Below are 23,444 nucleotides of genomic sequence, written 5' to 3' on the forward strand. Positions count from 1 at the left end.
ACAGGCCGCGCTGAATCATGATCGCGGCCGGTCGCGATGCGCGGTGAGGATCCGTTCGATGGCGTCGGCGGCGTAGGCGAACTCCTCGTCGGCGTCGAGGTGGTCGAACCGCCCGGCGGCCTCGGAGGCGGCGAAGCCGAGGATGAAGGTGGACAACAGGCGCTCGGCGCGGACGGCCTCCTCCTCGGGCAGCCCGGCCTCGCGCAGCGCGGCGTGGGCGGCGTCGCGGGGGACGCGGGCCGCCGGGGTGACGGCCGGGCGCTGGAACAGCAGGGGGAACAGGTCGGGATGCGCCCGTGCGAGCGCCCGGATGCCGGCGGCCAGAGCGGTCAGCCGCTCGCGCCAGGGCAGGGCCGGGTCGGGCGTGGGGATCGCTCCGAGCAGGCGCTCCACCAGGCCGTCGAGCAGGCCGCGTTTGTCGCCGACGTGCCGGTACAGCGCCATCGGGGTCACCCCGAGCCGTTCGGCGACCGCGCGCATGGTCACCGCGGGCAGGCCCCGTTCGGCGGCCAGACCCCAGGTGGCGTCGACGATCTCGGCTCTGCTCAGCCCTCTTCGGCCCATTGACGCACTCCCCTTCCTCCCACCAAAGTATACATTGTAGATATACGTCGTATACTTCAGGGGTGACCATGCTGGAGGCCACGGGGCTGCGCAAGCGGTTCGGCGCGGTGACCGCGCTCGACGGCTTCGACCTGGCCGTGACCGCGGGGGAGATCTGCGGGCTCATCGGCCACAACGGCGCAGGGAAGACCACGTTCGCCCGGATCGCGAGCGGGCTGGACCGGCCCGACGCCGGGCGGGTGCTGATCGGCGGCGCCGACGCCCGTACGGCGCGGGGACGGGTGGGCTGGGCCCCGCAGGAGACCGCGCTCTACCCCACCGCCACCGTGCGGGAGAACATGCGGCTGTTCGGCGGCCTGGCCGGGCTGCGCCGCCGGCGGCTGCGCGCGGAGATCGACGAGCTGGCCGACGCGCTCGGCCTGCGGGAGGTGCTCGACCGCCCGGCCGGGCGGCTGTCGGGCGGGCAGCAGCGGCGTGCCCAGACCGCGACCGCGCTGCTCAACCGTCCGCCGGTGCTGCTGCTCGACGAGCCCACCGTCGGGGCGGACCCGGACACCCGCCTGGACCTGCTCGCCGTCGTGCGCGCGCGGGCCGCCGAGGGCGCCGCGGTCTGCTACACCACGCACTACCTGCCGGAGCTGGTCGAGTTGGACGCCACGCTCGCCGTCGCCGCCGCAGGCCGGGTGATCGCACGCGGCTCCCGGGCCGCCCTGCTGGCCGGGCTGCCCGGTAGGGCCGTCCTCCGCTTCGACGGCCCGCCGCCCGCCGCCCTCACACCGGCCCCCGGCGAGCACAGCGACGGCGAGCACAGCGACGGCGAGCACAGCGACGGCGAGCACAGCGTGGTCGTCACCGCCGAGCGTCCCGCTGAGGCAGCCGCGCGGGTGCTGGCCGGACTCGGACCGGACGCCGCGCGGCTGCGCGGCGTCGACATCGCCGAGCCGACGCTCGACGACCTCTACCGTCACCTCGCCACCCGGGAGGCCCGCAGTGCTGCGTGACACCGCCGTCGTCGCCCGCCACACCGTCGTCCTGCTGGCCCGCGACCCCGGCACCCTCGTCGCGTACGCCGTGATGTCGGCGGTCCTCATGGTGGTCGTCCACCCGATCTACGAGCGGCTGGCCGTGCCGGGGACCTCGGGCGTGCTCAACGCCGCCGGCGGCACCGCGGTGATGTTCACCCTGCTCGCCCTCGACGTGGCCGGGGAGCAACTGCTGGCCGAGCGTGACTGGCACACCTGGGCCCGCCTGCGCGCCTGCGCCGCCGGGCCGGCCGCCATCCTCGCCGGCAAGGCGCTGCCGCTGCTCGCGCTGTTCGTGGTCTTCCAGGGGCTGCTCTTCGCCGAGGCGGCCTGGTGGTTCGGCCTCGACCTGGCCGCGGGCGGGTGGAGGCTGCCGGTGCTCTGGCTGGCCTGGTCGTCGTGCGTCACCGCCGTCGGGCTCGCGCTCGGCGCGTGGCTGCGCAGCCGCGGCCGGCTCGGCGCGGTCGCCGACATCGGTGCCATGATCATGATGGGGCTCAGCGGCGCCCTGGTCCCGCTGGACGGGCTGCCCGGGTGGGTCGCGGACCTCGCCCCCGCCACCCCCGGCTACTGGGCGGTGCGCGGATTCCAGTCCGCCGTCTCGGTGTCGGCGTCCGGCGCGTACGCGCACGCCGTCGCCGTCCTGACGGCCGTCGCAGTGGTGGCGGGGACCGCCGCCGTGGTGCGCGTCCTGCTTCCCGGACGGAGCCGGGCCTGACGTCGCGGTCACCATTCAGGAATGCGTGATTAGTCGATGCGGGGGCGGGTAGGCGCGGCGTGTCCAGGAAGGAGGACACCCATGCCCCCTCACGCTCCCCACACGAAGGATCGCGGTACGGCCACGGAGACCGCCGGGGTCGCGCTGCTCGGCCCGCTCACCGAGAGCGTCCGCCGGCTGCTGTCCACCGCCGGAGCGCTGGACGAGACGGCCGTGCGGCGGCCGTCGCTGCTGCCCGGGTGGACCCGCGCGCACGTCCTGGCCCACATCGCCGGGGCGGCCGAGTCGCGGGTGCGGCTGCTGGTCGCGGCGCGAACCGGGCTGCCGATCCCCCAGTACGCCGGTGAGGACGAGCGGACCGGGCAGATCGAGCGCGACGCCGCCCTGCCCGCCCCGGCACTCGCCGACAGGCTGCGGGCGGCGACAGGCGCGGCCCTCACCGCGATCCGCGACCACCCGCCCGGCGCCTGGGACCGCGAGGTCACCTGGCTGGGCGGCTCGCGTGGCCCCGCCCACCGCGTCCCGCCGAGCCTGCTGCGCGAGCTCGAGATCCACCACGTCGACCTCGACGCCTGCTACACCCCCGGCGACTGGCCCGGGTGGTACGCCGCCTGGGAGTGCCGCCGCGTGGCCCGCGACTTCGCCGGCCGGGATCCGGCCGACCGCCCGAGGGTGCGCGTCGCCGCCACCGACGACGACCTGTCCGTCGCCTTCGGGGAGGGGCCGCTGGTCACCGGCACCTGCCGGGCGCTGCTGGCCTGGCTGACCGGCCGCTCCCCCGGGACCGGCCTCACCGTCGCCCCCGCCGGCGCTCTGCCGGAGGTGCCGCGATGGCGCGGATGACCCCGGCGGGGCAGGACGCCCCCGCGACGGCCGCGATCGTGCGGCGGCTGCTGGCCGCGCAGGCCGTCACCGGCTTCGGCGACGGGCTCTGGTTCAGCCTGTGGGCCATCTTCTTCACCCGGATCCAGGGCATCCCCGCCGAGGCCATGGGCATCGCGGTCGGGCTCGGCGGGGCCGCCGGGCTGCTCGCCGCCACCCCCGTCGGCGTGCTCGCCGACCGCCGCGGCCCCCGCGAGGTGCTCGTCGTCGTCATCGTGCTGCGCGGCCTGTGCATGGCCGCCTACGTCCTCGTCCACGACTTCTGGACGCTGCTGCTCGTGCAGTCGCTGTTCTCCGCCGTGCAGAGCTCCGGATCGGGCGTGCGGGTGACGCTCGTGTACGGGCTCGTCCCCGGGGACCGGCGGCTGCGCACGCTGGCCCAGTCACGCGTCGTGCAGCACATCGCCTACGCCGCCGGCGCGGGAGCGGCCGCGCTCGTCCTGGCCGTCGGCGGCCGGCCCGTCTTCGTGGCGGCCGTGCTGCTGAACGCCGCGACGTTCCTGGCGGCCGCCGCCATCACCGTGACCGTGCCCGGCGTGCCTCCGGTGCCCGCCGAGCGCCGCCGCGCCGGCACCCAGGCCGTCCGCGACCTGCCGTACGTCGCCGTCATGGGGTCGACCACGCTGCTCGCGCTGTGCTGGGCGCTGCTGTCCACCGGGCTGCCGCTGTGGATCGCCGGCGACACCTCCGCGCCGCTGTGGGCCGCAGCCCTCGCCGTCGTGCTCAGCTCCGCCGCCATCGCACTGTTCCAGGTCCGGGTGAGCCGCCGCGGGGCGGACGTCCCGGGGGCCGTGCGCTCGGCCCGCGTGTCCGGGCTGGCGCTGGCCGCCTGCTGCGCGGTCTTCGCCCTGGCGGCCTGGCCCGGCTCCCCGCTCGTCGCGCTGGCGGTCGTCCTGGCGGGAGTGGGGGTCCACGTCGTCGGGGAGCTGTACTACGTGGCCGCCCAGTGGGGGCTGTCACTCGGGCTGATGGCCCGCGACGCCGAGGGGCAGTACCAGGGCGTGACCGCGACCACCGAGGCGGCGACCGTCGCGCTCGGCCCCGCCGTGGTGACCACCCTGCTCACCGGCCTCCACGCGGTGGGCTGGCTGGTGCTGGCGGCGATCCTGCTGGCCGCGGTCGCGCCCGTCGGGCCGCTGGCGCGCCGCGCGCTGCGCGACCCCTACCGCGTGGGCGCCCGCCCTTCCGAGCCCGCGGAAGGCGGGGTCACGGCCACGCCCTGACCCCGCCGCCCGCGGCCTGGCGTCAGGCTCCCAGGCCTGACTCGTCGACCACCGGCCGTACCTCGACGCCCTGGTAGCGGGCCTCGGGCATGAGCCCGGCCAGCTCGGCGGCCCGCTCGTCGCCGGCGCAGTCGACCACGTAGAAGCCGGCCAGGTACTCCTTGGCCTCCAGGAACGGCCCGTCGGTCACGGCCGGCACCTGGTCCTTGACGCGGATCACCCGGCTGTCGGACGGACCGGCCAGCGCAGCGAAGCCGACGAGCTCCCCCGTCTCCCTGAGCTTCTGCTGGAACGGCTCGTGGGCGTTCATCATCGCCTCGAGCTCCTCCTGGGGCAGCGCGTCCATCAGCGCGGGGTTGTTATGGATGATGAGCAGGTATTTCACGCCTTCTCCTCACGGTTGTGACGCCCGCGGCGCCCCTCACCGATGGCCGGAGCGGTCGCTCCGTCTGGACACCGCCGGCACTGCTCCCCACGCACGGCGAGCAGTCCCGGCGCAGGCACCGTAGGACAGCATCCGAGCGCCGCGCCAGCGGAACGCGCGATGCAGCCCGCCGGGAGCGCCAGAACCGCCCTCACCGGTCCGGATGCAATGCATTCGCATTGTAAAAGAGGTGTGAGAGGCTGTGCGATGCGGTCGCATGGCGACCGGTCGGAGGACGGGAGGACATGCCGAAAGTCGTGGACCACGAGGCGCGCAGGTCGCGTCTCGTCGACGCCGTCTGGGCCCTGGCCGTCCGCGACGGTCTCGAAGGCGTGAGCCTGCGCAAGGTCGCGGCCGAGGCGGGCGTGTCGATGGGGCAGGTGCAGCACTACTACCCCTCGATGGAGGAGCTCGTCCGCGACGCCCTCCGCCGGGCCGTACAGGCGGTCGACGCCCGCGTCGCGCAGACCATCGGGGCGATCGGCGCGGCGACCCCCGAGGACGTGCTCCGCACGTGCCTGCGCGCACTCATCGGGTTGGACGCCGAGGGGACCCGGCTCCTCCGGTTCTCCCTCGCCGTCCTGGGCCGCACCATGTCCGACCCGGAGATGACGCGAGTCCTCGCCCCACCGGACGAGCACCTGCTGTCCTTCACCGCCGACCTGATCGCCGCCGCCCGCGCCGCACGCGGGAACGCGGGCGACGGCGAACGGGACGACCGGATGGAGGCCGACATCTGCTGGACGCTGGCCACCGCCCTCGGCGTCGACGTCGCCGTCGGGCAGCGCTCCGCCGAGGGCGCCGCGGCCGTGCTCGACCACCACCTCGACCGCCTGCTGGGCGGATAGCCGCCGGTTCATGACGTGGTGCTCAGGCTCCGGCGGGGACGTCGACGCCCTCCAGCAGGAAGCCGAGGATCGGCTCGGTCTGGCGGGGCAGCAGGTGCCCCGCCTCCGGGAGGAGTCGTACGTCGGCGCCGGGGACGGCGCGCCCCAGCCGCCGCGCGGTGTCATGGGAGTCGAGCATCGCGTCCCGCCCGCCCGCGACCACGAGCATCGGCGCCGCGACGCCGGCCAGCGCCTCGTCGCCGAAGACCGGCAGCCGGTCGCGGCGCGGCCGGAAGTGCCGGTGGACGAGCAGCACGAACGCGCCGTACTCGCGCCCCGCGGCCTCCGGCCGTACGGCGACCGGGCCGAGGGCCAGGCGCAGGAGGCGGCGGCGCCCCCACCGCCCGAACGGCAGCAGCGCCGGCGCCGCCAGCAGCACGCCGATCTTCTGACGGCCGACCCCGCCGGGGCTGAGCAGCGCCAGCCGGGTCACCCGGCCAGGGCGGCGGATCGCGTGGTCGAGCGCCAGCCACGCCCCCAGCGATACCGCGACCACGGCCGTGCGCGCCAGCCCCAGCCCGTCCAGCACGTCGTCGAACCACTGCGCGTACGCGTCCGAGCCGAGCGGCGGGCGCGACGGCGCGCTCAGGCCCGGCTCGCCGATCACGTCCACCGCGTGGACGCGCAGACGCGACGACCAGGCCGCGACGTCCGGCATCCACATCGCGCTGTTGGCGCCCGAGCCGTGCAGGAGCACCACGGGCGGCCCCTCCGGCGGCCCGCAGGCGACGGCGAACGTCTCCCCCTGCCGCGTCGGGATCCGCAGGTGCTCGCTCGGCACCGGCCAGCGCTCCAGGAACGCCCGGTAGCCCTCCCGCACCGCGCGGGCGCCCTCGTCCGATCGGTAGACGCCGGTCATCGCCGGTCCTCCAGCAGCGTCGTCACGATCCTGAACAGGTCGGCGCTGACGGTGAGGCCCCCGATGACGATGATCTTCAGGACGGCGCGCTCCTCGTCGTAGATCGACTCCACGCGCAGCCGCTCGTCGCCGTCGTGGGGAGCCGCGACGACCGCCATGAGCGTGTTGGTCAGCCGGCTCATCTCCTCCCGGCTGATCGCGTCCACCTGGACGACGCTCGACACCTCGGCGTGCCGCGCGCGCCGCGCCCTCTCGGCCGCCGGCGGCGCGACCGGGTGACCGGTGAACGCCTCCAGGTCCTCCCGCGCGATCCGGTACTGCTTGCCGATGCGGACGGCCTTGAGCCTGCCGTCGCGTACGTATCCGCGCACGGTCTTGACGTGCAGGCCCAGCAGGTTCGCCACCTGCTCCACCGAGTACGGCTGATGCGGCACGGCACTCCTCCAACGCTCGCCGTCATACCGCAACCTACCGTATCGCTCCCTGTTTGCAGTTCGATAGGGAATTATAGGGAAGGATCGCACGTCTCCCAGATCCGCCGAGACACCGCTAGCGGGTCGTCGGCGTCATGAGGGTCGTCGTCCCAGATCCGCGTACGGCGGCGGTCGAGGTCGTAGCGGGGCCAGCCGGGGTCGCCGGTCGCCGCGAACGCGGCCCAGGACGCGCGGACCCGGGCGGACAGCGGGGCGAAACCGGCGGGCGGCGGCGAGCCGAGGACCCGCGCGGCGAAGCGGCTGCCGCCGTCGCCGAACACGAACGGCACGTCCACCCCGTGACCCGCCCCCGCCGGGCCGCGCCAGGCGAAGTCGTACAGCCAGGTGCGCCCGCCCGCGCGCGCGTGCGCCTCCGCCGTGCGCAGGCTCGGCATCCGCACCAGCGCGTCGGACAGCATCGCGAGGACCGCCTCGCCTCCCAGGGCCTCCCGGTACGCGGCGGCGGCCCCGTCGCCGAGCCGGAGCGCGGCGGCCACGGCCTCCGGCGGCGTCGAGGGATCGGGCAGCGGGCCGTGGCCGAGGTACTCCTCGTGGGTGAATCCGCAGATCAGGTCCACCTCGCGTGCGGCCAGGACGGCCTGCCACGGCGCTCCCGTCACCAGGTCTCCGTCCACGACCGGGCCGAACGCGGTCATCGGCCCGGCGTCGCCGGCCAGCGGGGCGTCCTGGACCGCGAGGATCGCCTCCGGCGGCAGCGCCGCCAGCCCCTCCCACGTGGGCGGGACGCCGGCCGCCGCCGCGACGGCGGCGGTGACCGCCTCGGCCTCGGCGGCCCCGCGCAGGCCGGCGGGCACGCTCTGAGCGATCACCCTGCGCACCAGGCCCGCGGCCGCCGGGGCTCCGGCGAGCAGCACCGCCGACGCCGCGCCCGCCGACTGGCCGGCCACCGTCACCCGCCCGGGATCGCCGCCGAAGGCCGCGACGTTCCGCCGCACCCATTCCAGGGCGGCGATCTGGTCGCGCAGCCCCCGGTTGTCCGGGACGCCCGGGATGTGGCCGAAGCCCTCGAAGCCGACCCGGTAGTTGACGGTCACCACCACCACTCCCGAGGCGGCAAGCGTGGCCCCGTCGTACTGCGGCATGCCCGAGGACCCGTGCTTCCACAGCCCCCCGTACAGCCAGACGACGACGGGAAGCCCGGCGGCGCCCAGGCCGGGCGTCCAGAGGTTCAGCGTCAGGCAGTCGAGGCCGTCTTCCGGCCGCCAGACCGGCGGAACCCCGGGCCGGGGCGGAAGCTGGGGCGGCGCCGTTCCGAACGCGGCGCACTCGCGCACGCCGTCCCACGCCGCCGCCGGCGCCGGCGGCCGGAAGCGCAGCGGACCCTCCGGCGGCGCCGCGAACGGTATGCCCTTGAACGAGACGACGCCGCCCAGGTCCTGTCCCCGGACCCGCCCGGTCTCGGTCGTCACCACGGTGTCGATCACGCGTCCGAGCGTAGGGCCCGCTCCGCGGGAACGAGCGACGCGACCCGTATCATGACCACATGTTCCATCGCAAACCGATCGAAGAGCGCATCGCCGAGCGGGTGGCCAAGCGGCCGCCGCTCAAGGAGGGCAAGCACTTCGAGCACCGCCCGGCGCTGATCGTGTTCTGTGTCGTCATCGCCCTGGTGGCCCTGAAGATCGTCGGCGCCTTCGCCCTCATGGAGTGGGGACTGCGGTAGCGGCCCCGGCCACTCAGACCCGCCGGTAGGCCTCGATCGTCTCCCCGCCGGCGAACGCGCGGGTGCCTTCAGGCGCGAAGCGCACCGGGCCGAACGGTCCGTCGAACAGCGGGACGCCCGAACCGATCACCAACGGGTGCCGCTTGACGACCAGGCGGTCGATCTCGGGAAGCAGCGCCGCCGCCAGCTTCCCTCCCCCGCACAGCCAGATCCCGGCGCCGTCCTCCTTCTTCAGGCGCTGGACGAACGGCACCGGATCCTCCGCGACGACCGGCACCGCCGGATCCGCCTGCGACAGCGTGCGGGAGAACACGTACTGCCGCAGATGCGCGTACGGGCTGGTCACACCGACCGACAGGGCGGGCTCGTAGGTGGCCCGGCCCATCAGCACCGTGTCGAAACACCGGTTGGGCACGCCGTCCAGGCCCAGCGGCCCGCGGGCGTGGACCGGCATGGTCTCCGGGTACTCGGCCAGGATCGCCGACCGGATCTCCCCCTCGAAGGGGAAGAAGCCGAAGCTCCCGTCAGGGGCGGCGATGTACCCGTCGAGGGTGGCGGCGACAAGGTAGGTCAGTTCTCGCACTACGACTCCTCATAAGCACTACACTTGAAGTGGTGCGAACGTAGTACTACATCTGGAGTGGCGTCAAGGAGGTTCCATGCGCCAGAACGCGGCCCGTCGCGCCGCCCTGCTGGACGCGGCGATCGAGGTGCTGGCACGGGAGGGGTCGCGGGGGCTGACCTTCCGCGCCGTCGACGCCGAGGCGGGCGTGCCCACGGGGACGGCGTCGAACTACTTCGGCGACCGCGACGACCTGCTGACCCAGGCGGGCGGCCGGGTCTACGAACGGCTGCGGCCGGACGCGGCCGGAATCACGGCGGCCATGGAGGGACCGCGAGACCGCGACCGGGTGATCGAGCTGATGCGCGACCTGGTGGCCCGCGTGACGGAGTTCCGCTCGGGCTACCTGGCGCTGGTGGAGCTGCGACTGGAGGCCACCCGGCGGCCGCGGCTGCGGGAGGTGCTGACCGGCGTCATCGGCGCCGACCTTCAGGGCAACGTCGAGTTCCACCTGGGAACCGGGCTGCCCGGCGACGCCACCACCGTCGTGCTGCTCTACCTGGCCCTCAACTGGCTGATCCTGGAACGACTGACGCTCCCCGAGGTGATCCCCGGGGAGCGTGTGGACGAGCTGGTCGCCGAGGCCGTCCGGAGAATCGTGCCCGGCTGAGCCGTCAGGACTCCAGGGCGCTGCCCTTCTTCCACTGCTTGTACGGCATCTGCCAGAAACCCCAGCCGTTGTTCCACTCGAGGATCCGGCTGGTTCCGACGATCTTCACGACGTCGCCCCGGTGGAAGTGGTCGTAGAACCACTTGGCCTGGTCGGGCCGGGCGTTCACGCAGCCGTGGCTGACGTTGGCGATGCCCTGGGAGCCGACCGACCACGGCGCACTGTGCACGTACTCGCCGCTGTTGGAGATGCGCACGGCGTGGTTGACGACCTCCTTGTAGTACCCGGGGTCGCCCTCCTTCTTGCCCGGGGAGATCATCGTGACCGGGTTGCCGCGTTCCATGGTCAGGTGGACGCCGCTGGTGGTCGTGTACTCGCGGGTGGTGCCCTTGCCCGCGCTGATCTTCATGGTCTGCACGGTCTTGCCGTCACGCTTGACGACCATCATGTGGGTCTTCGTGTTGACCGAGCTGACCCAGGCCGCGCCGATGTTGATCGTCGTGCTGTGGTCCTCGACGCCGTACATGTCGCGCCCGGCGTGCACGCCCTCCAGATGCGCGACGAACTTCACCTTCTGGTGGGCCGGCCAGTACTTGGCCGTCCGGTAGATGGCGAGTTTGTCGTTGATCCACCGCCACGCGCCCGGCACCGGCTTCTCCGCCTGCACCTCAAGAGCCTGCTCCACCGCGGCCTTGTCCTGGACGTTCTGGTTGAACGTCACCATGATCGGCATGCCGACGCCCACGGTCTCCCCCTTGAGGCCGGGGGTGACGTCCGCCACCGCCAGCTTGAGCTTGGGGGTGAGCGTGCTGAACCGGCTGCTCGCCGTCGCCGGGCCGCCGTCGCCGGACGCCTTGGCCGACACCGTGTACTTGGCGGACGGCTTCAGCGGCTTCTTGGAGGTCCACTTCGTGTGGGCGGCGTCGAACTCCCCCTCGACCTGCTCGCCGTCCGCCTCGACCGTGACCTCCTGCAGCGAGCCGTTGGACGCGGTGACGACCACGGTCTTGTCGGGCCGCACCTTCGCGGTCCCCGACGCAGGACTGATCTTGATGACCGGCGTCGGGACCGCCGGCTTGTCGCCCCCGGCGCCGCCCCCCGGCGACCCGGGCGCGTCCGACCCGCCGGAGCACGCCGACAGCGCCGCGACCATGGCGACGGCGACACCGGCGATCGGCAATCTCGAACGAACGTCAGTCCTCAGCACAACCTCTCCCCCATGGGCGCAAAGGGCACCCTAAGACCTTATTCGCGGTTGCCTCTTATATGTGCAATTTCCCCAGGAGTCGGATCACGATTCGGTAGCGGGCAGGGGACATCTGCGTATGGAGAGGGTAAGGTTCGCGTAAAACTCGATCAAGAGTTTAGTCAGCGGGCGCACCCGCGAGTGCCTGCACCTCTCCGTACGACGGCAGGCCGCCGGGCGTGTCCCCGCCCTCGGCGACGGCCCTCGCGGCGGCGACCGCCGCCCCCAATGCCGCCCTGAACAGCAGCGATCCGGTGCTGATCCGGCGAACGCCGAGGGCCGCCAGCCCCGCCACCGTGTGCCTGCCGGGCAGGAACAACACGTTCAGCGGCAGCGCCACCGCCTCCACGATCACCCGGATGTCCGGCTCCTCCGCGACGCCGGGGACGAAGACCCCGTCCGCCCCCGCATCGGCGAAGGCCCGGACGCGGGCGACGGTTTCGGACAGTCCCCCGGCATTGAGCCAGAAGGTGTCCGTACGGGCGTTGACGAACAGGCCGGGCACCGCGACCTTGATCGCGGCGATCGCCGCGCACCTGCCGTCGGGGCCGGACAGCGTCCCGTCGGGGAGTCCGTCCTCGATGTTGACCCCCGCCGCGCCCGCAGACGCCACCTCCGCCGCGAACGCGGCCACCTCCTCCGGGCTGTCGCCGAAGCCGCCCTCGATGTCGACCGTGAAGGGCACGGGCAGGCCGCCCAGCCGGCGTGCCAGGGCGAGGGTCTCCTCCCGTGTGCCGCCCGCCGCGTCCGGCTTGCCGGCCGCCGCGGCGACCCCGAGGCTGGTCGTCCCCACGGCGGCGAACCCGGCCGCGGCCAGCGCGGCGGCCGAGGCGTGGTCCCAGGCGTTGGGCAGCACCAGCGGCCGGTCGCCGTGGTGCAGCGCCAGGAAACGGGCGAACCGATCAGTCTGATCGATGGTCATGGGCATTCCTCCAACTCCAGGCGGGCGGGCACGCGCAGGTTCGGCGACGGCTCGTAGGTCACCGCGGTCTCGGCCGGGGTCCGCCCCAGCGCCGCCGACACGACCCCCGCGGCCAGTGCGAGGGCGATCCGCTCCCCCGGGCACGCCCGCGGGCCGCTCCCGAACCCCAGATGTCCCGCCCCGTCGCGTGCGGGGAGCCCGTCCGCGCCGAACCGTCCGGGGTCGAACCGGTCCGGGTCGCGGAACACCGCCGGATCCCGGTTGGCCGCCGCCAGGTCCAGCACAAGCACGGCCCCGGACGGCACGGCCACACCGCCCACCGTGGCGTCCTGCGCCGCCACCCGCCGCGTGAGCCGTACGGGCGGGTCGTGGCGCATCGTCTCGGCCAGCAGAGCCTCGACCGCCGGAGCCTCGACCGCCGGTTCCTTGAACGGCGCCGCCTCTCCCGGCGGGCGCAGGACGGCGGCCAGCGTGTTCCCGATCAGCCCGGCGGTGGCGTCGCACGCCTGGACGAGCAGCCCGGCCACCGCGGCCAGCCGTTCCCGGTCTGGCCCGCCAAGCAGACGCGCGAGGGAGGCCACGGCCGCGTCGGCGGCGGCGTTCCGCTCCCCGCCGGGGTGGTAGGCGGCGGCGATCGCCGTCACCGCGGCGACGGCCTCCTCCCGCCGTACGGCCGGGACGCCCAGGCGGACGGCGAGCACCCCGACCGGGACCCGGCGGGCCAGCAGCGCCATCACGTCGACGCGACCCGGGCGGGCCAGGGCCTCCTCGGCCTCGGCCCGCGCCTGGCCGCCCAGCTCCGCCGGGTCGAGGGGCGCGAGCAGCGCCACCGCGCGGGAGCGGCGGCGGGCGTGCTCGGCGCCGTTGCTGAACCTGCTCACCGCCCCCCGCAGCCAGGCCATGCCGCCGCCCTCGTGGCCGCCCTCGTGGCCGTCCTCGTCGCCGGGCGGGACGGCGGGAACCTGAAAGAGAGGGTCGGCCAGCACGTCCCGCACGTCGGCGTGCCGGACCACCCTCCACGTGCCGTCCTCCAGGACGGGCGGATGATGTCTCACGCCGACGACGCTAGGCGCGCGACCGTTCGTCCCCGGTCGAACCGTGCCCGGACCGGCACCCGCGTTCTGACGGCGGCTTTTCGGACGTGCGCGGTGCCGCGACCTGGTCGCCCGCAGAAAGGTTGGGTCTTCTCAGCCGCCGATCGCCGGGTTATCACAGGGCCGGGACGGTGGTGTGATCTCCCCGGCGCCGCGTCCCTCCGCTCGCGAACAGCAGTGAACCACCGTGAACCGCAGTGAACAACCGTGAATCGCCGTGAACCGCTGCGGCCGATCGCGAACCACTGCGAAGCGCCCTGAACCACCGGGATGCCCCGCGACCGCCCGCGAACCCCCGCGGACCGGCCCCGGCGTGAGCCGGGGACGCGGCACGTGTACGCCCGGCACCACCGCTCCCGGCCACGGAGCCCGACCTGCATGGAGGACGACATGCGACCACTACGGAACGTGCTCACACGGTTACTCGTCATGCTCGCGCTCGTCGCCGCCGGTCTCGCCGTACCGGCGGGGGCCGGGGCGGCCGTGCCCGACCGCTGGGGCTTCGCCTTCGTGGACACCACGGCCGGCATTCCCGACCCGGCCCGTCAGGCGGGCAGCTGGCCGCCCGGGTTCTCCGTCCAGGTCTCCCCGGGCGGCGTCGGGGAGGTGCTGGTGAAGTTCCCCCAGATCGCCCTCTCCACGGGCGGCGTCGTCCACGTCACGGCCGCCGCCGCGGCGCCCATCTGGTGCCAGGCCGAGAAGTGGTGGGCCGCCGGGGCGGACGAGATCGTCGCCGTCCGGTGCCACAAGTACGGCGGCGTCCCGACGTTCACGCCGTTCTCCATCGTCTTCTCCTCCAGCAGCGGCCCGCTGCCCGCGCCGAAAGCGTTCGGGTACGTCTTCTGGGACGGCTCCGCGGTCGCCTGGCAGTACAACTCCGCCCTCGCCGTCAACACCGTGACGCCCACCTCCACCGGCGTGTGGACCGTCCTGCTGCCCGGCCTCGGGTCCTCGACGTACGCCGGGAACATCCAGGTCACAGCGGTGAACTCCAGCGTCCCGGCCCGCTGCAAGGCGGCGGCCTGGTCGCCCTCGCCGGGCGCGCAGAAGATCCAGGTGCGCTGCCACGACGCGACCGCCACTCCGCTCGACACCGGGTGGACCCTGACCTACCAGCGGGAACGGGCGATCACGGGGGCCGCCATCCCGCCGAAGAACTTCGCCTACACCTTCGACAACACCCCCGCCAACCCCGGCCCGTACGCGCCGGTCCCTCCGGGGGTCAACTACAACTCCCAGTCGGGGGTCAACACCGTCCAGACGGCGGGGACGGGCGAGCGGCTCGTGCTGTTCCCCTCGGTCGGCGTGCTGCCCGACGACGTCCAGGTCACGGCCTACGGACCCGGCCCGGAGTTCTGCACCCTGCTGACCCGCTGGGGCACCTCGGGCGGCGCCGCCGTGGTCCGCGACGTCGCCTGCTGGAAGGCCGGGGTTCTGGTCGACCAGCCCTCCATGGTGACCTACACCTCGTCCCTGTGACCGTCGACGTCCCTGTGACCGTCGCCTCCCGGACGTCGATTTCGCGAACTGTCGTACGTCGGTGAGACGGTGGACCAGAGCACCGAGAGCACCGGCAGGGGCCGGCGGGACACGCCGCCGGCCCCCCGGGGCGCCGCGAGAGGAGGCGAGGCCGGTCTGGACGGGACGGGTGGGCAGGTCGAGGCGGCCGTCGGCGCCGCCTTCCGTGAGGAGTGGGGGCAGGTCGTGGCCACCCTGATCCGGGTGACCGGAGACTGGGATCTCGCCGAGGAGTGCGCGCAGGACGCCTTCGCGCTCGCGCTCGAACGGTGGGGCCGCGACGGCGTCCCTCGCCGCCCCGGCGCCTGGCTCACCACCACCGCCCGCAACCGGGCGATCGACCGTCTGCGCCGCGACGCGGTCGGCGCGGCGAAGTTGCGGGAGGTGGCGCTCATGGACCGCGCGGACGACCCGATCCCCCTGCCCACACAAGGCGAGGACGCCGGGAGCCCCGAGAACGACGGCGTCGGGGACGACCGGCTGCGGCTCATCTTCACCTGCTGTCACCCGGCGCTGCCGTTCGAGGCCCGGATCGCGCTCACCCTGCGCACCCTGGCCGGGCTCACGACCGCCGAGATCGCGCGGGCGTTCCTCGTGCCCGAGCCGACGATGGCGCAGCGGATCGTCCGGGCCAAGCGCAAGATCCGCAACGCCGGCATCCCCTACCGGGTGCCGCCGGCCCACCTGCTGCCCGATCGCATGGCGGCGGTGCTCGCCGTGCTGTACCTGCTGTTCAACGAGGGCTACTCGGCGAGCGGCGGCGCCGACCTGGTGCGCCGCGGGCTGTGCGCCGAGGCCGTCCGCCTGGCCCGCGTGCTGGCCGGGCTGATGCCCGACGAGCCGGAGGCGACCGGCCTGCTCGCGCTCATGCTCCTGCACGACGCCCGGCGTGAGAGCCGGGTCGACGCGGCCGGCGACCTCGTCCTGCTGGAGGACCAGGACCGATCCCGCTGGGACCGCGTGGCGATCGACGAGGGGCTCGCCCTGCTGGAGGGTGCCCTGCGGCGGGGCAGGCCCGGGCCGTACCAGCTCCAGGCGGCCATCGCGGCCTGCCACGTCGCCGCGCCGGACGCCGCCTCCACCGACTGGCCGCAGATCGCGGCCCTGTACGGCCGGCTGGCCGGCCTGGTCCCGTCGGCGGTGGTCGAGCTCAACCGCGCGGTCGCCGTCGGCATGGCTGAGGGCCCGGCCGCCGGGCTCGCGCTCGTCGAACGGCTGGCGCGCTCGGGCGGGCTCGACGGCTACCACCTGCTGCCCGCCACCCGGGCGGACCTGCTCCGCCGGCTCGACCGGCCGGCCGAGGCCGCGGCGGCCTACCGCGACGCCCTCGCGCTGGCCCCGACCGAGACCGAACGGCGCTACCTCGCCCGCCGCCTCGCCGAGGTCTCCTCCTCGTAGCCCGGCGCCGCGTCGCACCGCCCGGGCCGGCTGTCCGGTTGAGGCGGTCTCTGATCCGCTCCGGCGGCGCGGGCGCGCTCTCGTCCGGCCCCGTGCCGGGAACCGCTCCGCACAGCGGGCGTTCCACCGCGTTCCACCGCCGTTCCACCGGTCGCGGGCGCGGCGTGGAACGGGTGGAACGCCATTCACGTCGATGGATCGCCGTGCGGATGTGCATAGGGAGTGAACATGGCGGTATCCCGGAGGAACTTCCTCGCGCTGGCCGGCGCCGGCGTGCTGGCCGCCGCGGTGGACGCGGGCGGCCTGCTGAGCCCGGTCCTGGTCACGCCGGCGGACGCCGATGCGGCGCCGGCGGTGAACGGCCGGGGTCTGTTCGGTGGGACCACGACGCTCGACAAGACGGTGCGCACCAACCAGCGTCAGGACACGGTGACGTGGACCGATTACGTGACCCTGCGTGAGGACGCCGGCGAGCCGCACCTGCTGCGGATCGACCCCGAGGTGGGCGTGTTCTACGCGCCGCCGACGCGCGTGCTGGACGCGTTCGTCCAGGTCACCGACATGCAGATCGTGGACGACAAGTCGCCCGCGCGGGTGGAGTTCACCGACCGGTGGGCCGACCTGGGCAGCACCATCAACAAGGTGACGGATTCGGCGTATCGCCCGCAGGAGATGCTGTCCACCCACATCGTCGAGGCGATGGTCAGAGCCGTCCGCGACGTGCGGTTCGGCCCGATGACAGGGCTGCCGTTCAGCTTCACCATCGCCACCGGCGACATGGTCGACAACGCGCAGTACAACGAGACCCGGTGGTACATCGACCTGCTCGACGGCGGCCACCAGATCAGCCCGGAGTCCGGGCAGCCCGGCCGGGAGCAGGACGGCGTCTCCGGCAACTTCAACGGCCACGACCGGCACTACTGGTCACCGGAGGGGCTCAACAACCGGGGCACGGACTTCTACCGGTTCACGTACAACTTCCCGATCGTCCAGGGGCTGCTGGCCGCCGCGCGCCGGCCGTTCACCTCCACCGGTCTCGGCATGCCCTGGTACGCCGTGATGGGCAACCACGACGGGGAGATCCAGGGCAACTACCCGGTGAACCCGACCTTCGTCGAGGGCGAGCTCGGGAATCTCCGCGACATCTCCGGCCTGGCCACCGACAGCAGAAAGGCGTGGATCAGCCAGGCGACCAGCGGCGAGGTGACCTTCCCCGCCGACACCGACGACCCGGGACCACTCAACATGTTCGTGGACAACCTGCAGTTCCTGCCGGTGGCCGCGGACTCACGCCGGCGGATTCTCAACCACCACGACTTCGCCGCGGAGCACTGGAACACGACGGGCAGCCCGCTCGGTCACGGGTTCCGGCATCCCGACGGGACCAACATCTACCTCACCGACTACGCGTTCGAGTCGACGACGGGCAGCCCGATCAGGTACATCGTGCTGGACACGCTCAACTACGACGCCGGGGCCAACGGGCGAATCCCCGGCGACCAGTTCAACCGGCTGGAGGCTCAGCTCAAGGCCAACAGCTCCTTCTACTACGACGGCAACGGTGCGCCGGTGCGCCAGGCCGGCGTGCAGGACAAGCTGTTCGTCGTCTTCGCCCACCACACCTTGAGGACACTGAACAACAACGCGGCGAACGAAGTCGACTGGTTCGAGCCCGACTTCTACTTCGGCAAGTCGGTGGAACAGCTGCTGCTGCGCTACCCCAACGTGATCATGTACGTCTGCGGTCACACCCACACCAACGAGATCGTCCCGCACATGCGAGGGATCACCACCTCGCTCCAGAACCATGTGCCGGGCGTCGGCGGGTTCTGGGAGGTGGCCACCGCTTCGCACATCGACTGGCCGGTGCAGAGCCGGCTGTTCGAGATCGCCGCCGGCCGGGACAAGATTTCCATCTTCACGACGATCATCGACATCGCGGCGCCGGTGGCGTACGGCGGGGACCTGTCCACGCCCACGGCGCTCGCGTCGCTGGCCAGAGAACTGGCCGCCAACGACCCCACCGAACGCCCGCATCCGCGCACCGGCGACGAGGGCGACCGCAACACCGTCCTGACGCTTCCGGCGCCTTTCTTCATCGGCACTCCGGATGTGTGGGGCACGTCGGTCACGGCGGTGGCGAACACCGCGGGGAACCTCGAGGTCTTCGGCACCAAGTCGGACGAGACGATCTGGTGGTTGCACGGCACGGGACTCGGCTCGTGGGCGAACTGGGCGCAGTTCCCGATCTGGGGCACGCTGCACGCGGTGGCCGCGGAGGCCGACAAGGACGGCCTGGTGGAGCTGTTCGGGGCGAACACCGATCAGTTCGGCCGGGTCTGGCGCACCGCGCAGGCGGCCAACGGCACATGGTCGAGCTGGGTCTCCATGGGTGACGTCAACGCCCGGTCCATCGCGGTGGCCCGCTGGGCGGGCGGAGGTCTGGAGGTCTTCGTCACCACGCCCGGCGGCGACGTCTGGCACATCTGGCAGCAGTCCGCCGGCGGGCCCTGGGGCACCTGGTCGACCGGGTTCGGGAAGCTGTCCGTCGCGTTCGTCCAGGTCGCCGCGGTCGCCGACAAGAACGGGATGATCCATGTGTTCGCCCTCGACGACAAGGGCACGTTGTGGCACCGAAGCCCCGTCGCGGGCGTCTGGGCCAACTGGGCGACGCTGGCCATCCCGTCGGGCCAGCGGTTCACGAAGATCGCCACGGCCGTGACCGGCGACGGACGGATCGCGTTGTTCGCCCTCGACCACGACCGGCGCGCCTGGCGCACCTACCAGCAGTCGCCGGGCGGCGACACGTGGGGCACGTGGCAGCTGTTCGACGCCGGCCAGACCCGGATGACGCAACTGGCCGCCCGCAGGGACGGCGCGGGCCAGATCCGCCTGTTCGGTGTCGACCACGCCGGCCAGCTCTGGCACCGCCAGCAGACGGCCGCGAACGCGGACGTCTGGAACGCGTGGGTGGCGTTCTCCACCCCCGGCGCCCTACGGCCCGACATTCCGATTGTGCCCGGCACGTCGAACACCCGGGAGCGCCTCATCATGCCGAACCTGATCGGTCAGACGCAGGACGTCGCGCAGAGCCTCATCCTCGAAACGGGCCTGAAGATCGGCACGGTCATCCAGGAGCTCAGCGTCCAACCGGTGGGCACCGTGTCCAGCCAGTCTCCGGCCCAGCCGGGCGAGGTGGCGTTCGAGGGCGACACGGTGAACCTCGCGATGTCGCTGGGCGGGGTCGAGGTGCCCGACCTGTACAAGCTGGACCCGGCCGTCGCGGAGGGCGAGCTGAGAGGCCTCGGGCTGGTGCCGTCCCGGGACAAGGACACGCTGACCTCCGATTCCGAGGAGATAAAGAAGGTCGTGTCCCAGAGGATCCCGGCCGGCAGGCTGGTCGCGGCCGGCGCCACCGTGCACTACTCGGTCGGGAAGGCCGACAACCGATGACCGCCGGCACCACAGTGCAGACGCTGGGGCCGGCCCGGGTGCGCCTCGACGCCGAGGTGCCCTGGGCGGCGCTCCAGCCGGTGCTGCGGGAGACGTGTACCGCGGCGTCGCCCGGGACGGTGGGCCTCGCCGGGTTCCGCGCCGGCCGGGTGCCGTTCCACCCGATCGACGAGCGTGCGGGCGCGCCGACGCTCCCCCAGGCGGTGGAGGCCGCCCTGCTCGACCTCGTGGCGACGGCGGCCCGCGAACACGGGCTCGATCCGCTGGGCCGCTTCGACGTCGAGATCGTCGACTGCGGCGAGGGCGAGCCGCTGCGGTTCGCCGCGGTGCTCGACGTCCGGCCGGAGATCGCGATCCCGGACTTCTCGTCCCTGGTGATCCGGGTGGATCCGGTCGCGGTGTCCGAGGACGAGATCAGGGCGTGCCTCGACGGGCTGCGCGAGCACATGGCCACGCGGGAAGAGGCCGACCGGCTGTCAGGTGACGAGGACGGGCTCCGCGCCGCACTCACCGAGCGGCTGTACCAGGCGAAGGACGCCGCCCGGCTGCGCGCCGCCCGCGACGAAGCCCTGAGGCGGCTCACCGAGGCCGCGGCGGTACCCGCGCCCGAGGGGCTGGTACGCGACGAGGTCGAACACCGCCGGCAGTGGATGCTCGCCGAGCTCCACCTGCTCGGCACGTCCCTGGCCGACCAGCTCGCCGCCACCGCCACCGCCACGACCGCGGAACAGCTCGACGCGGACCTCGTCGCGGCCACGACCCAACGCGTACGCAGCCAGCTCCTGCTCGACGCCGTGGCGGACGCCGAACGGCTGAGCGTGTCGGCCGCCGAACTGGCGGAGGCGGTCGCGCGCCGCGGCCACGCTCAGGTGACGGACGTCCGCAGGGACAAGGCACTCACTCTCGTCATGCGACGCGTGACGCTCATCGACCCTGCGTAGACGGCTCACCGCTCACGCGGTGGCGCAGGCCGCCTGGGCCGGCACCACGTCGAGGCGGCTCCGTACCTGAGCCGCCGCGTCGGGTTCGAGTTCGTGGAGGACGGCCAGGACGAGTCGCCGTGCCTGGTGGGCGGCGTCGGCGTCGCCGGCGCGCTGCCGGCTGTCGGCGAGGTTCGCCTGGGTGGTGACCTCCATGAAGCGGTCGCCGAGCCGGCGCCACAGGGCGAGCGCCTGCTGGTAGCAGCGCTCGCCCTCCTGCGTGTCGTGTGTCCTGAAGTGCAGGCCGCCGAGGACGTCCCAGGCGGCCGCGGCTCCTGGGAGGTCGTCGATGGTGAGGAAGGTGTCCAGCGCTTCCCGGCAGTAGGCGAGGCCGGTCGCAGGGTCGCCGAGCAGGCCGTGGTACTCGCCGATCGTGGTGGCGGTGTACGCCTGGCCGAGTGTGTGCCCAATGGACTGGTAGAGCTGGAGGGCGTGTTCGCAGTGGGTCAGGGCCAGGCGGATGTCGCCACGGCGTTCGGCGACGACGCCGAGGTTGCGGTGGGTCGCGGCCAGCGCGACCTTGTTGCCGACGTGGTCGAACAGGCGCAGCGCCGTGCGGGTGTGGTGTTCCGCTTCGGCGAGGTCGCCCAGGGTGTCGTGGATCTTGGCGAGGGCGCTGTGGGCGTGGGCCTGTCCGGCTTCGTCGCCGAGGCCTCGCGCGGCGCGCAGGGCGGCGCGTTGGACGCGCTGGTTGTCCCGCCAGTACCCCCCGGTGCACAGGAACGGGCCCAGAGCCCAGGCGAGTTGCCAGGTGTGCCGGTCGAACCCGTCCGGTGGGCGGGCCACGACGGCGAGCAGCACGTCCCGTTCGGAGGCGAACCAGGCCTGGGCCGCCCGCAGATCGGCCAGAGGCTGTGCGGTGACGCCGGGCGCCGGTGGAGACAGCTCGATCGGATCCCGTCCGCGTGCGAGCAGCAGGGTGGCCGCGTGCGCCGTGTGCAGGTGGTGGTCCAGGAACCGCCGCCGCGCCGCGGCCTGCTGCTCGTCGCCGTCGTGCCCGTGTGCCTGTTCGACGGCGTAGGCGCGGAGCAGTTCGTGCATGCCGAAGCGGCCGGACCTGGTCTCGGTGAGCAGGTGCGCGCGGGTCAGCTCGGCCAGCAGCGGCTGGACCTCCCGTATCCGCAGGCCCGCCAGACTGGCCGCCGCGGGTGGGGCGATGTCGGGTCCTGGGCACAGTCCCAGCAGCCGGAACAGCCGTGCCGCCGGGGCGCTGAGGGCGTGGTAGGACCAGGAGAACACGGCCCGGATGTTGGTCGCCGGGTCGGCGCCGTCGAAGGGGTCGAGGGTGGCGGCGGCGTCACGCAACTGCGCCGCGAGGTCGGCCAGCGGGAGGGCGGGGGCCATCGCGGCGCGGGCGGCGGCGACGGCCAGGGCCAGGGGCAGCCGGGCGCAGCGGGCGACGATGTCCTCGACGGCCTGTGGCTCGGCGTCGACCCGTTGCGCACCGAGGCGGTGGGCGAGAAGCTGCCGCGCCTCGCCGAAGGAAGGCAGGCCGAGAGTCAGCGGGTGCGCCGCCTCGGCGGCGACCAGCCCGGGCAGTTGGTTGCGGCTGGTCACCACGACCAGGCTCCCGGGGGTGCCGGGCAGCAGCGTCCGGACCTGCCGCTCGTCGCGGGCGTTGTCGGCCACGACGAGGACCCGCTTGCCGGCCAGTACGCTGCGGTACAGGCCGGCCCGCGCCTGCGCCGAGGCGGGAACCTGGTCGCCCGGCACGCCGAGGGCGTCGAGGAATCCGTCCACCGCTTCGACCGGGTCCATCACGACGCCCCCGGGGTCGAAGCCGCGCAGGTCCACATACAGCTGACCGTCCGGGAACCGTTCCGCCACGTGGTGCGCCCAGTGGACGGCCAGCGCCGTCTTGCCCACCCCTGCGGTGCCGGAGACCACCAGGACGGTCGCCGTCCGCGCCGGCTCCGGGCCCTGGCCGCCGGGGTACGGCGGTGTGTGGCGGTGCAGCCAGGCCAACTCCTCGTCCCGTCCGGTGAAGGCCCCGACCGCGCGGGGGAGCTGGGCAGGGACGACCCGTAACCGCCCGGCCGGTTGCGCCTGCACCACGGGCGGCGCCGAGTCGAGTGCCGGATCCTGCCGCAGGATGGCCGCCTCGAGAGCGCGCAGCTCAGAGCTCGGCTCGATGCCCAGCTCGTCGCCCAGCAGCTGCCGCAGCCGGTGGTAGACGGCCAGCGCCGCGGCCTGCCTGCCGCTCCGGTACAGCGCCAGCATCAGCAGCCGATGCACGTGTTCCCGGAACGGGGACCGCGCGATCAGCTCCTCCAACTCGGCCACCAGCGCGACGTGGTCCCCGAGCGCCAGCCGGGCTTCGGCGAGCCGCTCGACGGCGTCCAACCGGATCTCGTCGAGCCGCTGCGCCTGATTACGCAGCCAGGCGACCTCGGTCACGTCGAACAGCGACGGCCCCCGCCACAGCCGCAGGGCCGCCGTCAGCCGAGCCGCCCTGCCGGCGAGGTCGCCGTCGTGCCCGCCCGGACGCAGGAGCCGGCCGGCCTGGCCGGCGTCGACCGCCTCCACCGGCAGGTCCAGCAGGTACCCCGGCGGCCGGGCCACGATCGTGTGACGTCCCCGCAACGCCTGCCGCAGGAACGAGATGTGCCGCTGCAGGGTGTTCGCCGCCGTCGCCGGCGGGTCGTCCCCCCACACCGCGCCGATGAGCCGTTCCGCGCTGACCACTTCACCCGGCTGCAACGCGAGGACAGCCAGCACCGACTTGCGACGCAACCCCGTGAACGGGTACGGCGCACCGCCCACCGTGACATCAACCGGGCCGAGGAGACGGACCCGCACATCGTCCGCGTTCACCGGTTCGCCGCATTCGCCGGTATGTCACCGGCTTGTCGAGCGCACCCCGCC

21 protein-coding genes are annotated in these 23,444 nt (G+C 73.6%); 11 read left to right on the forward strand and 10 right to left on the reverse strand.

Annotated features, from left to right (window positions below):
* Positions 1-15 precede the first annotated feature (15 nt).
* Positions 16-564 carry a TetR/AcrR family transcriptional regulator gene (locus Mco01_RS27210; protein WP_204059708.1) on the reverse strand — a complete coding sequence of 183 codons (549 nt, stop codon included), beginning with the start codon at positions 562-564 and terminating at the stop codon, positions 16-18.
* Between the two features lie 68 nt (positions 565-632).
* On the opposite strand from Mco01_RS27210, the gene Mco01_RS27215 reads away from it, so the two are divergent.
* The 4 genes from Mco01_RS27215 (at position 633) to Mco01_RS27230 (ending at position 4,409) form a co-directional block, all read left to right on the forward strand.
* Positions 633-1,565, forward strand: a complete 933-nt coding sequence (locus Mco01_RS27215) for an ABC transporter ATP-binding protein (protein WP_204059830.1) — start codon at positions 633-635, stop codon at positions 1,563-1,565.
* Positions 1,555-2,304: an ABC transporter permease gene (locus tag Mco01_RS27220; RefSeq protein ID WP_204059709.1), complete on the forward strand. Its 750-nt coding sequence runs from the start codon at positions 1,555-1,557 to the stop codon at positions 2,302-2,304. Before Mco01_RS27215 ends, Mco01_RS27220 begins: the two co-directional genes overlap by 11 nt.
* An 81-nt stretch (positions 2,305-2,385) precedes the next feature.
* Complete coding sequence (locus tag Mco01_RS27225) at positions 2,386-3,147, forward strand: maleylpyruvate isomerase N-terminal domain-containing protein (RefSeq protein ID WP_204059710.1); 762 nt, start codon at positions 2,386-2,388, stop codon at positions 3,145-3,147.
* Positions 3,135-4,409, forward strand: a complete 1,275-nt coding sequence (locus tag Mco01_RS27230) for an MFS transporter (protein WP_204059711.1) — start codon at positions 3,135-3,137, stop codon at positions 4,407-4,409. The genes Mco01_RS27225 and Mco01_RS27230 overlap by 13 nt, the downstream gene beginning before the upstream one ends.
* Before the next feature lie 22 nt (positions 4,410-4,431).
* On the opposite strand, the gene Mco01_RS27235 is transcribed toward Mco01_RS27230, so the two are convergent.
* Positions 4,432-4,794 (reverse strand): YciI family protein, encoded by a 363-nt coding sequence (locus Mco01_RS27235; RefSeq protein WP_204059712.1) that lies wholly within the window; start codon positions 4,792-4,794, stop codon positions 4,432-4,434.
* Between the two features lie 284 nt (positions 4,795-5,078).
* On the opposite strand from Mco01_RS27235, the gene Mco01_RS27240 reads away from it, so the two are divergent.
* Positions 5,079-5,681 (forward strand): TetR/AcrR family transcriptional regulator, encoded by a 603-nt coding sequence (locus Mco01_RS27240; protein WP_204059713.1) that lies wholly within the window; start codon positions 5,079-5,081, stop codon positions 5,679-5,681.
* Positions 5,682-5,703: 22 nt separating this feature from the next.
* Here the strand turns inward: Mco01_RS27240 and Mco01_RS27245 are convergent, their stop codons facing one another.
* The 3 genes from Mco01_RS27245 to Mco01_RS27255 form a co-directional block, all read right to left on the reverse strand.
* Positions 5,704-6,579, reverse strand: a complete 876-nt coding sequence (locus Mco01_RS27245) for an alpha/beta fold hydrolase (protein WP_204059714.1) — start codon at positions 6,577-6,579, stop codon at positions 5,704-5,706.
* Complete coding sequence (locus Mco01_RS27250) at positions 6,576-7,013, reverse strand: helix-turn-helix domain-containing protein (RefSeq protein ID WP_204059715.1); 438 nt, start codon at positions 7,011-7,013, stop codon at positions 6,576-6,578. Before Mco01_RS27250 ends, Mco01_RS27245 begins: the two co-directional genes overlap by 4 nt.
* Positions 7,014-7,084: 71 nt before the next feature.
* Positions 7,085-8,497 (reverse strand): carboxylesterase/lipase family protein, encoded by a 1,413-nt coding sequence (locus Mco01_RS27255; RefSeq protein ID WP_204059716.1) that lies wholly within the window; start codon positions 8,495-8,497, stop codon positions 7,085-7,087.
* 59 nt (positions 8,498-8,556) lie between these two features.
* Here Mco01_RS27255 and Mco01_RS27260 point away from each other — a divergent pair, with 59 nt between their 5' ends.
* Complete coding sequence (locus tag Mco01_RS27260) at positions 8,557-8,736, forward strand: hypothetical protein (RefSeq protein ID WP_204059717.1); 180 nt, start codon at positions 8,557-8,559, stop codon at positions 8,734-8,736.
* 13 nt (positions 8,737-8,749) lie between these two features.
* On the opposite strand, the gene Mco01_RS27265 is transcribed toward Mco01_RS27260, so the two are convergent.
* Positions 8,750-9,319 carry a dihydrofolate reductase family protein gene (locus Mco01_RS27265; protein ID WP_204059718.1) on the reverse strand — a complete coding sequence of 190 codons (570 nt, stop codon included), beginning with the start codon at positions 9,317-9,319 and terminating at the stop codon, positions 8,750-8,752.
* 76 nt (positions 9,320-9,395) lie between these two features.
* On the opposite strand from Mco01_RS27265, the gene Mco01_RS27270 reads away from it, so the two are divergent.
* Complete coding sequence (locus tag Mco01_RS27270; RefSeq protein WP_204059719.1) at positions 9,396-9,968, forward strand: TetR/AcrR family transcriptional regulator; 573 nt, start codon at positions 9,396-9,398, stop codon at positions 9,966-9,968.
* 4 nt (positions 9,969-9,972) lie between these two features.
* Here Mco01_RS27270 and Mco01_RS27275 read toward each other — a convergent pair whose 3' ends face one another.
* From Mco01_RS27275 to Mco01_RS27285, 3 genes are all read right to left on the reverse strand, one after another.
* Complete coding sequence (locus Mco01_RS27275; RefSeq protein ID WP_239103946.1) at positions 9,973-11,148, reverse strand: L,D-transpeptidase; 1,176 nt, start codon at positions 11,146-11,148, stop codon at positions 9,973-9,975.
* 184 nt (positions 11,149-11,332) lie between these two features.
* Entirely contained in the window at positions 11,333-12,136 is an 804-nt protein-coding gene (locus tag Mco01_RS27280; RefSeq protein ID WP_204059720.1) for an isocitrate lyase/PEP mutase family protein, read from the reverse strand.
* Positions 12,133-13,191 (reverse strand): cytochrome P450, encoded by a 1,059-nt coding sequence (locus Mco01_RS27285; RefSeq protein ID WP_239103947.1) that lies wholly within the window; start codon positions 13,189-13,191, stop codon positions 12,133-12,135. Before Mco01_RS27285 ends, Mco01_RS27280 begins: the two co-directional genes overlap by 4 nt.
* A 429-nt stretch (positions 13,192-13,620) precedes the next feature.
* Between Mco01_RS27285 and Mco01_RS27290 the strand changes: the two genes are divergently transcribed.
* From Mco01_RS27290 to Mco01_RS27305, 4 genes are all read left to right on the forward strand, one after another.
* A complete protein-coding gene (locus Mco01_RS27290) occupies positions 13,621-14,709 on the forward strand; it encodes a hypothetical protein (protein ID WP_204059721.1) in 1,089 nt (362 codons plus the stop codon).
* A 156-nt stretch (positions 14,710-14,865) separates the two neighbouring features.
* The gene (locus Mco01_RS27295; RefSeq protein ID WP_204059833.1) at positions 14,866-16,146 is read left to right on the forward strand and encodes an RNA polymerase sigma factor; all 1,281 of its coding nucleotides are present in this window, start codon (positions 14,866-14,868) and stop codon (positions 16,144-16,146) included.
* A 228-nt stretch (positions 16,147-16,374) separates the two neighbouring features.
* Positions 16,375-19,599, forward strand: a complete 3,225-nt coding sequence (locus tag Mco01_RS27300; RefSeq protein ID WP_204059722.1) for a TIGR03767 family metallophosphoesterase — start codon at positions 16,375-16,377, stop codon at positions 19,597-19,599.
* Positions 19,596-20,540, forward strand: coding sequence for a trigger factor (locus Mco01_RS27305; protein WP_204059723.1), 945 nt, complete (start codon positions 19,596-19,598; stop codon positions 20,538-20,540). Before Mco01_RS27300 ends, Mco01_RS27305 begins: the two co-directional genes overlap by 4 nt.
* 12 nt (positions 20,541-20,552) lie before the next feature.
* Here the strand turns inward: Mco01_RS27305 and Mco01_RS27310 are convergent, their stop codons facing one another.
* Positions 20,553-23,393, reverse strand: coding sequence for an AfsR/SARP family transcriptional regulator (locus Mco01_RS27310; protein WP_204059724.1), 2,841 nt, complete (start codon positions 23,391-23,393; stop codon positions 20,553-20,555).
* Positions 23,394-23,444: the final 51 nt, after the last annotated feature.

The sequence above is a fragment of the Microbispora corallina genome, assembly GCF_016863035.1.
In the GTDB taxonomy this organism is placed as follows: Bacteria; Actinomycetota; Actinomycetes; order Streptosporangiales; family Streptosporangiaceae; genus Microbispora; species Microbispora corallina.

Coding starts and splice junctions, on each gene's coding strand:
- Mco01_RS27210 (WP_204059708.1), bottom strand. CDS start 564: ATGGGCCGAAGAGGGCTGAGCAGAGCCGAGATCGTCGACGCCACCTGG.
- Mco01_RS27225 (WP_204059710.1), top strand. CDS start 2,386: ATGCCCCCTCACGCTCCCCACACGAAGGATCGCGGTACGGCCACGGAG.
- Mco01_RS27215 (WP_204059830.1), top strand. CDS start 633: ATGCTGGAGGCCACGGGGCTGCGCAAGCGGTTCGGCGCGGTGACCGCG.
- Mco01_RS27290 (WP_204059721.1), top strand. CDS start 13,621: ATGCGACCACTACGGAACGTGCTCACACGGTTACTCGTCATGCTCGCG.
- Mco01_RS27245 (WP_204059714.1), bottom strand. CDS start 6,579: ATGACCGGCGTCTACCGATCGGACGAGGGCGCCCGCGCGGTGCGGGAG.
- Mco01_RS27300 (WP_204059722.1), top strand. CDS start 16,375: ATGGCGGTATCCCGGAGGAACTTCCTCGCGCTGGCCGGCGCCGGCGTG.
- Mco01_RS27240 (WP_204059713.1), top strand. CDS start 5,079: ATGCCGAAAGTCGTGGACCACGAGGCGCGCAGGTCGCGTCTCGTCGAC.
- Mco01_RS27260 (WP_204059717.1), top strand. CDS start 8,557: ATGTTCCATCGCAAACCGATCGAAGAGCGCATCGCCGAGCGGGTGGCC.
- Mco01_RS27305 (WP_204059723.1), top strand. CDS start 19,596: ATGACCGCCGGCACCACAGTGCAGACGCTGGGGCCGGCCCGGGTGCGC.
- Mco01_RS27230 (WP_204059711.1), top strand. CDS start 3,135: ATGGCGCGGATGACCCCGGCGGGGCAGGACGCCCCCGCGACGGCCGCG.
- Mco01_RS27280 (WP_204059720.1), bottom strand. CDS start 12,136: ATGACCATCGATCAGACTGATCGGTTCGCCCGTTTCCTGGCGCTGCAC.
- Mco01_RS27270 (WP_204059719.1), top strand. CDS start 9,396: ATGCGCCAGAACGCGGCCCGTCGCGCCGCCCTGCTGGACGCGGCGATC.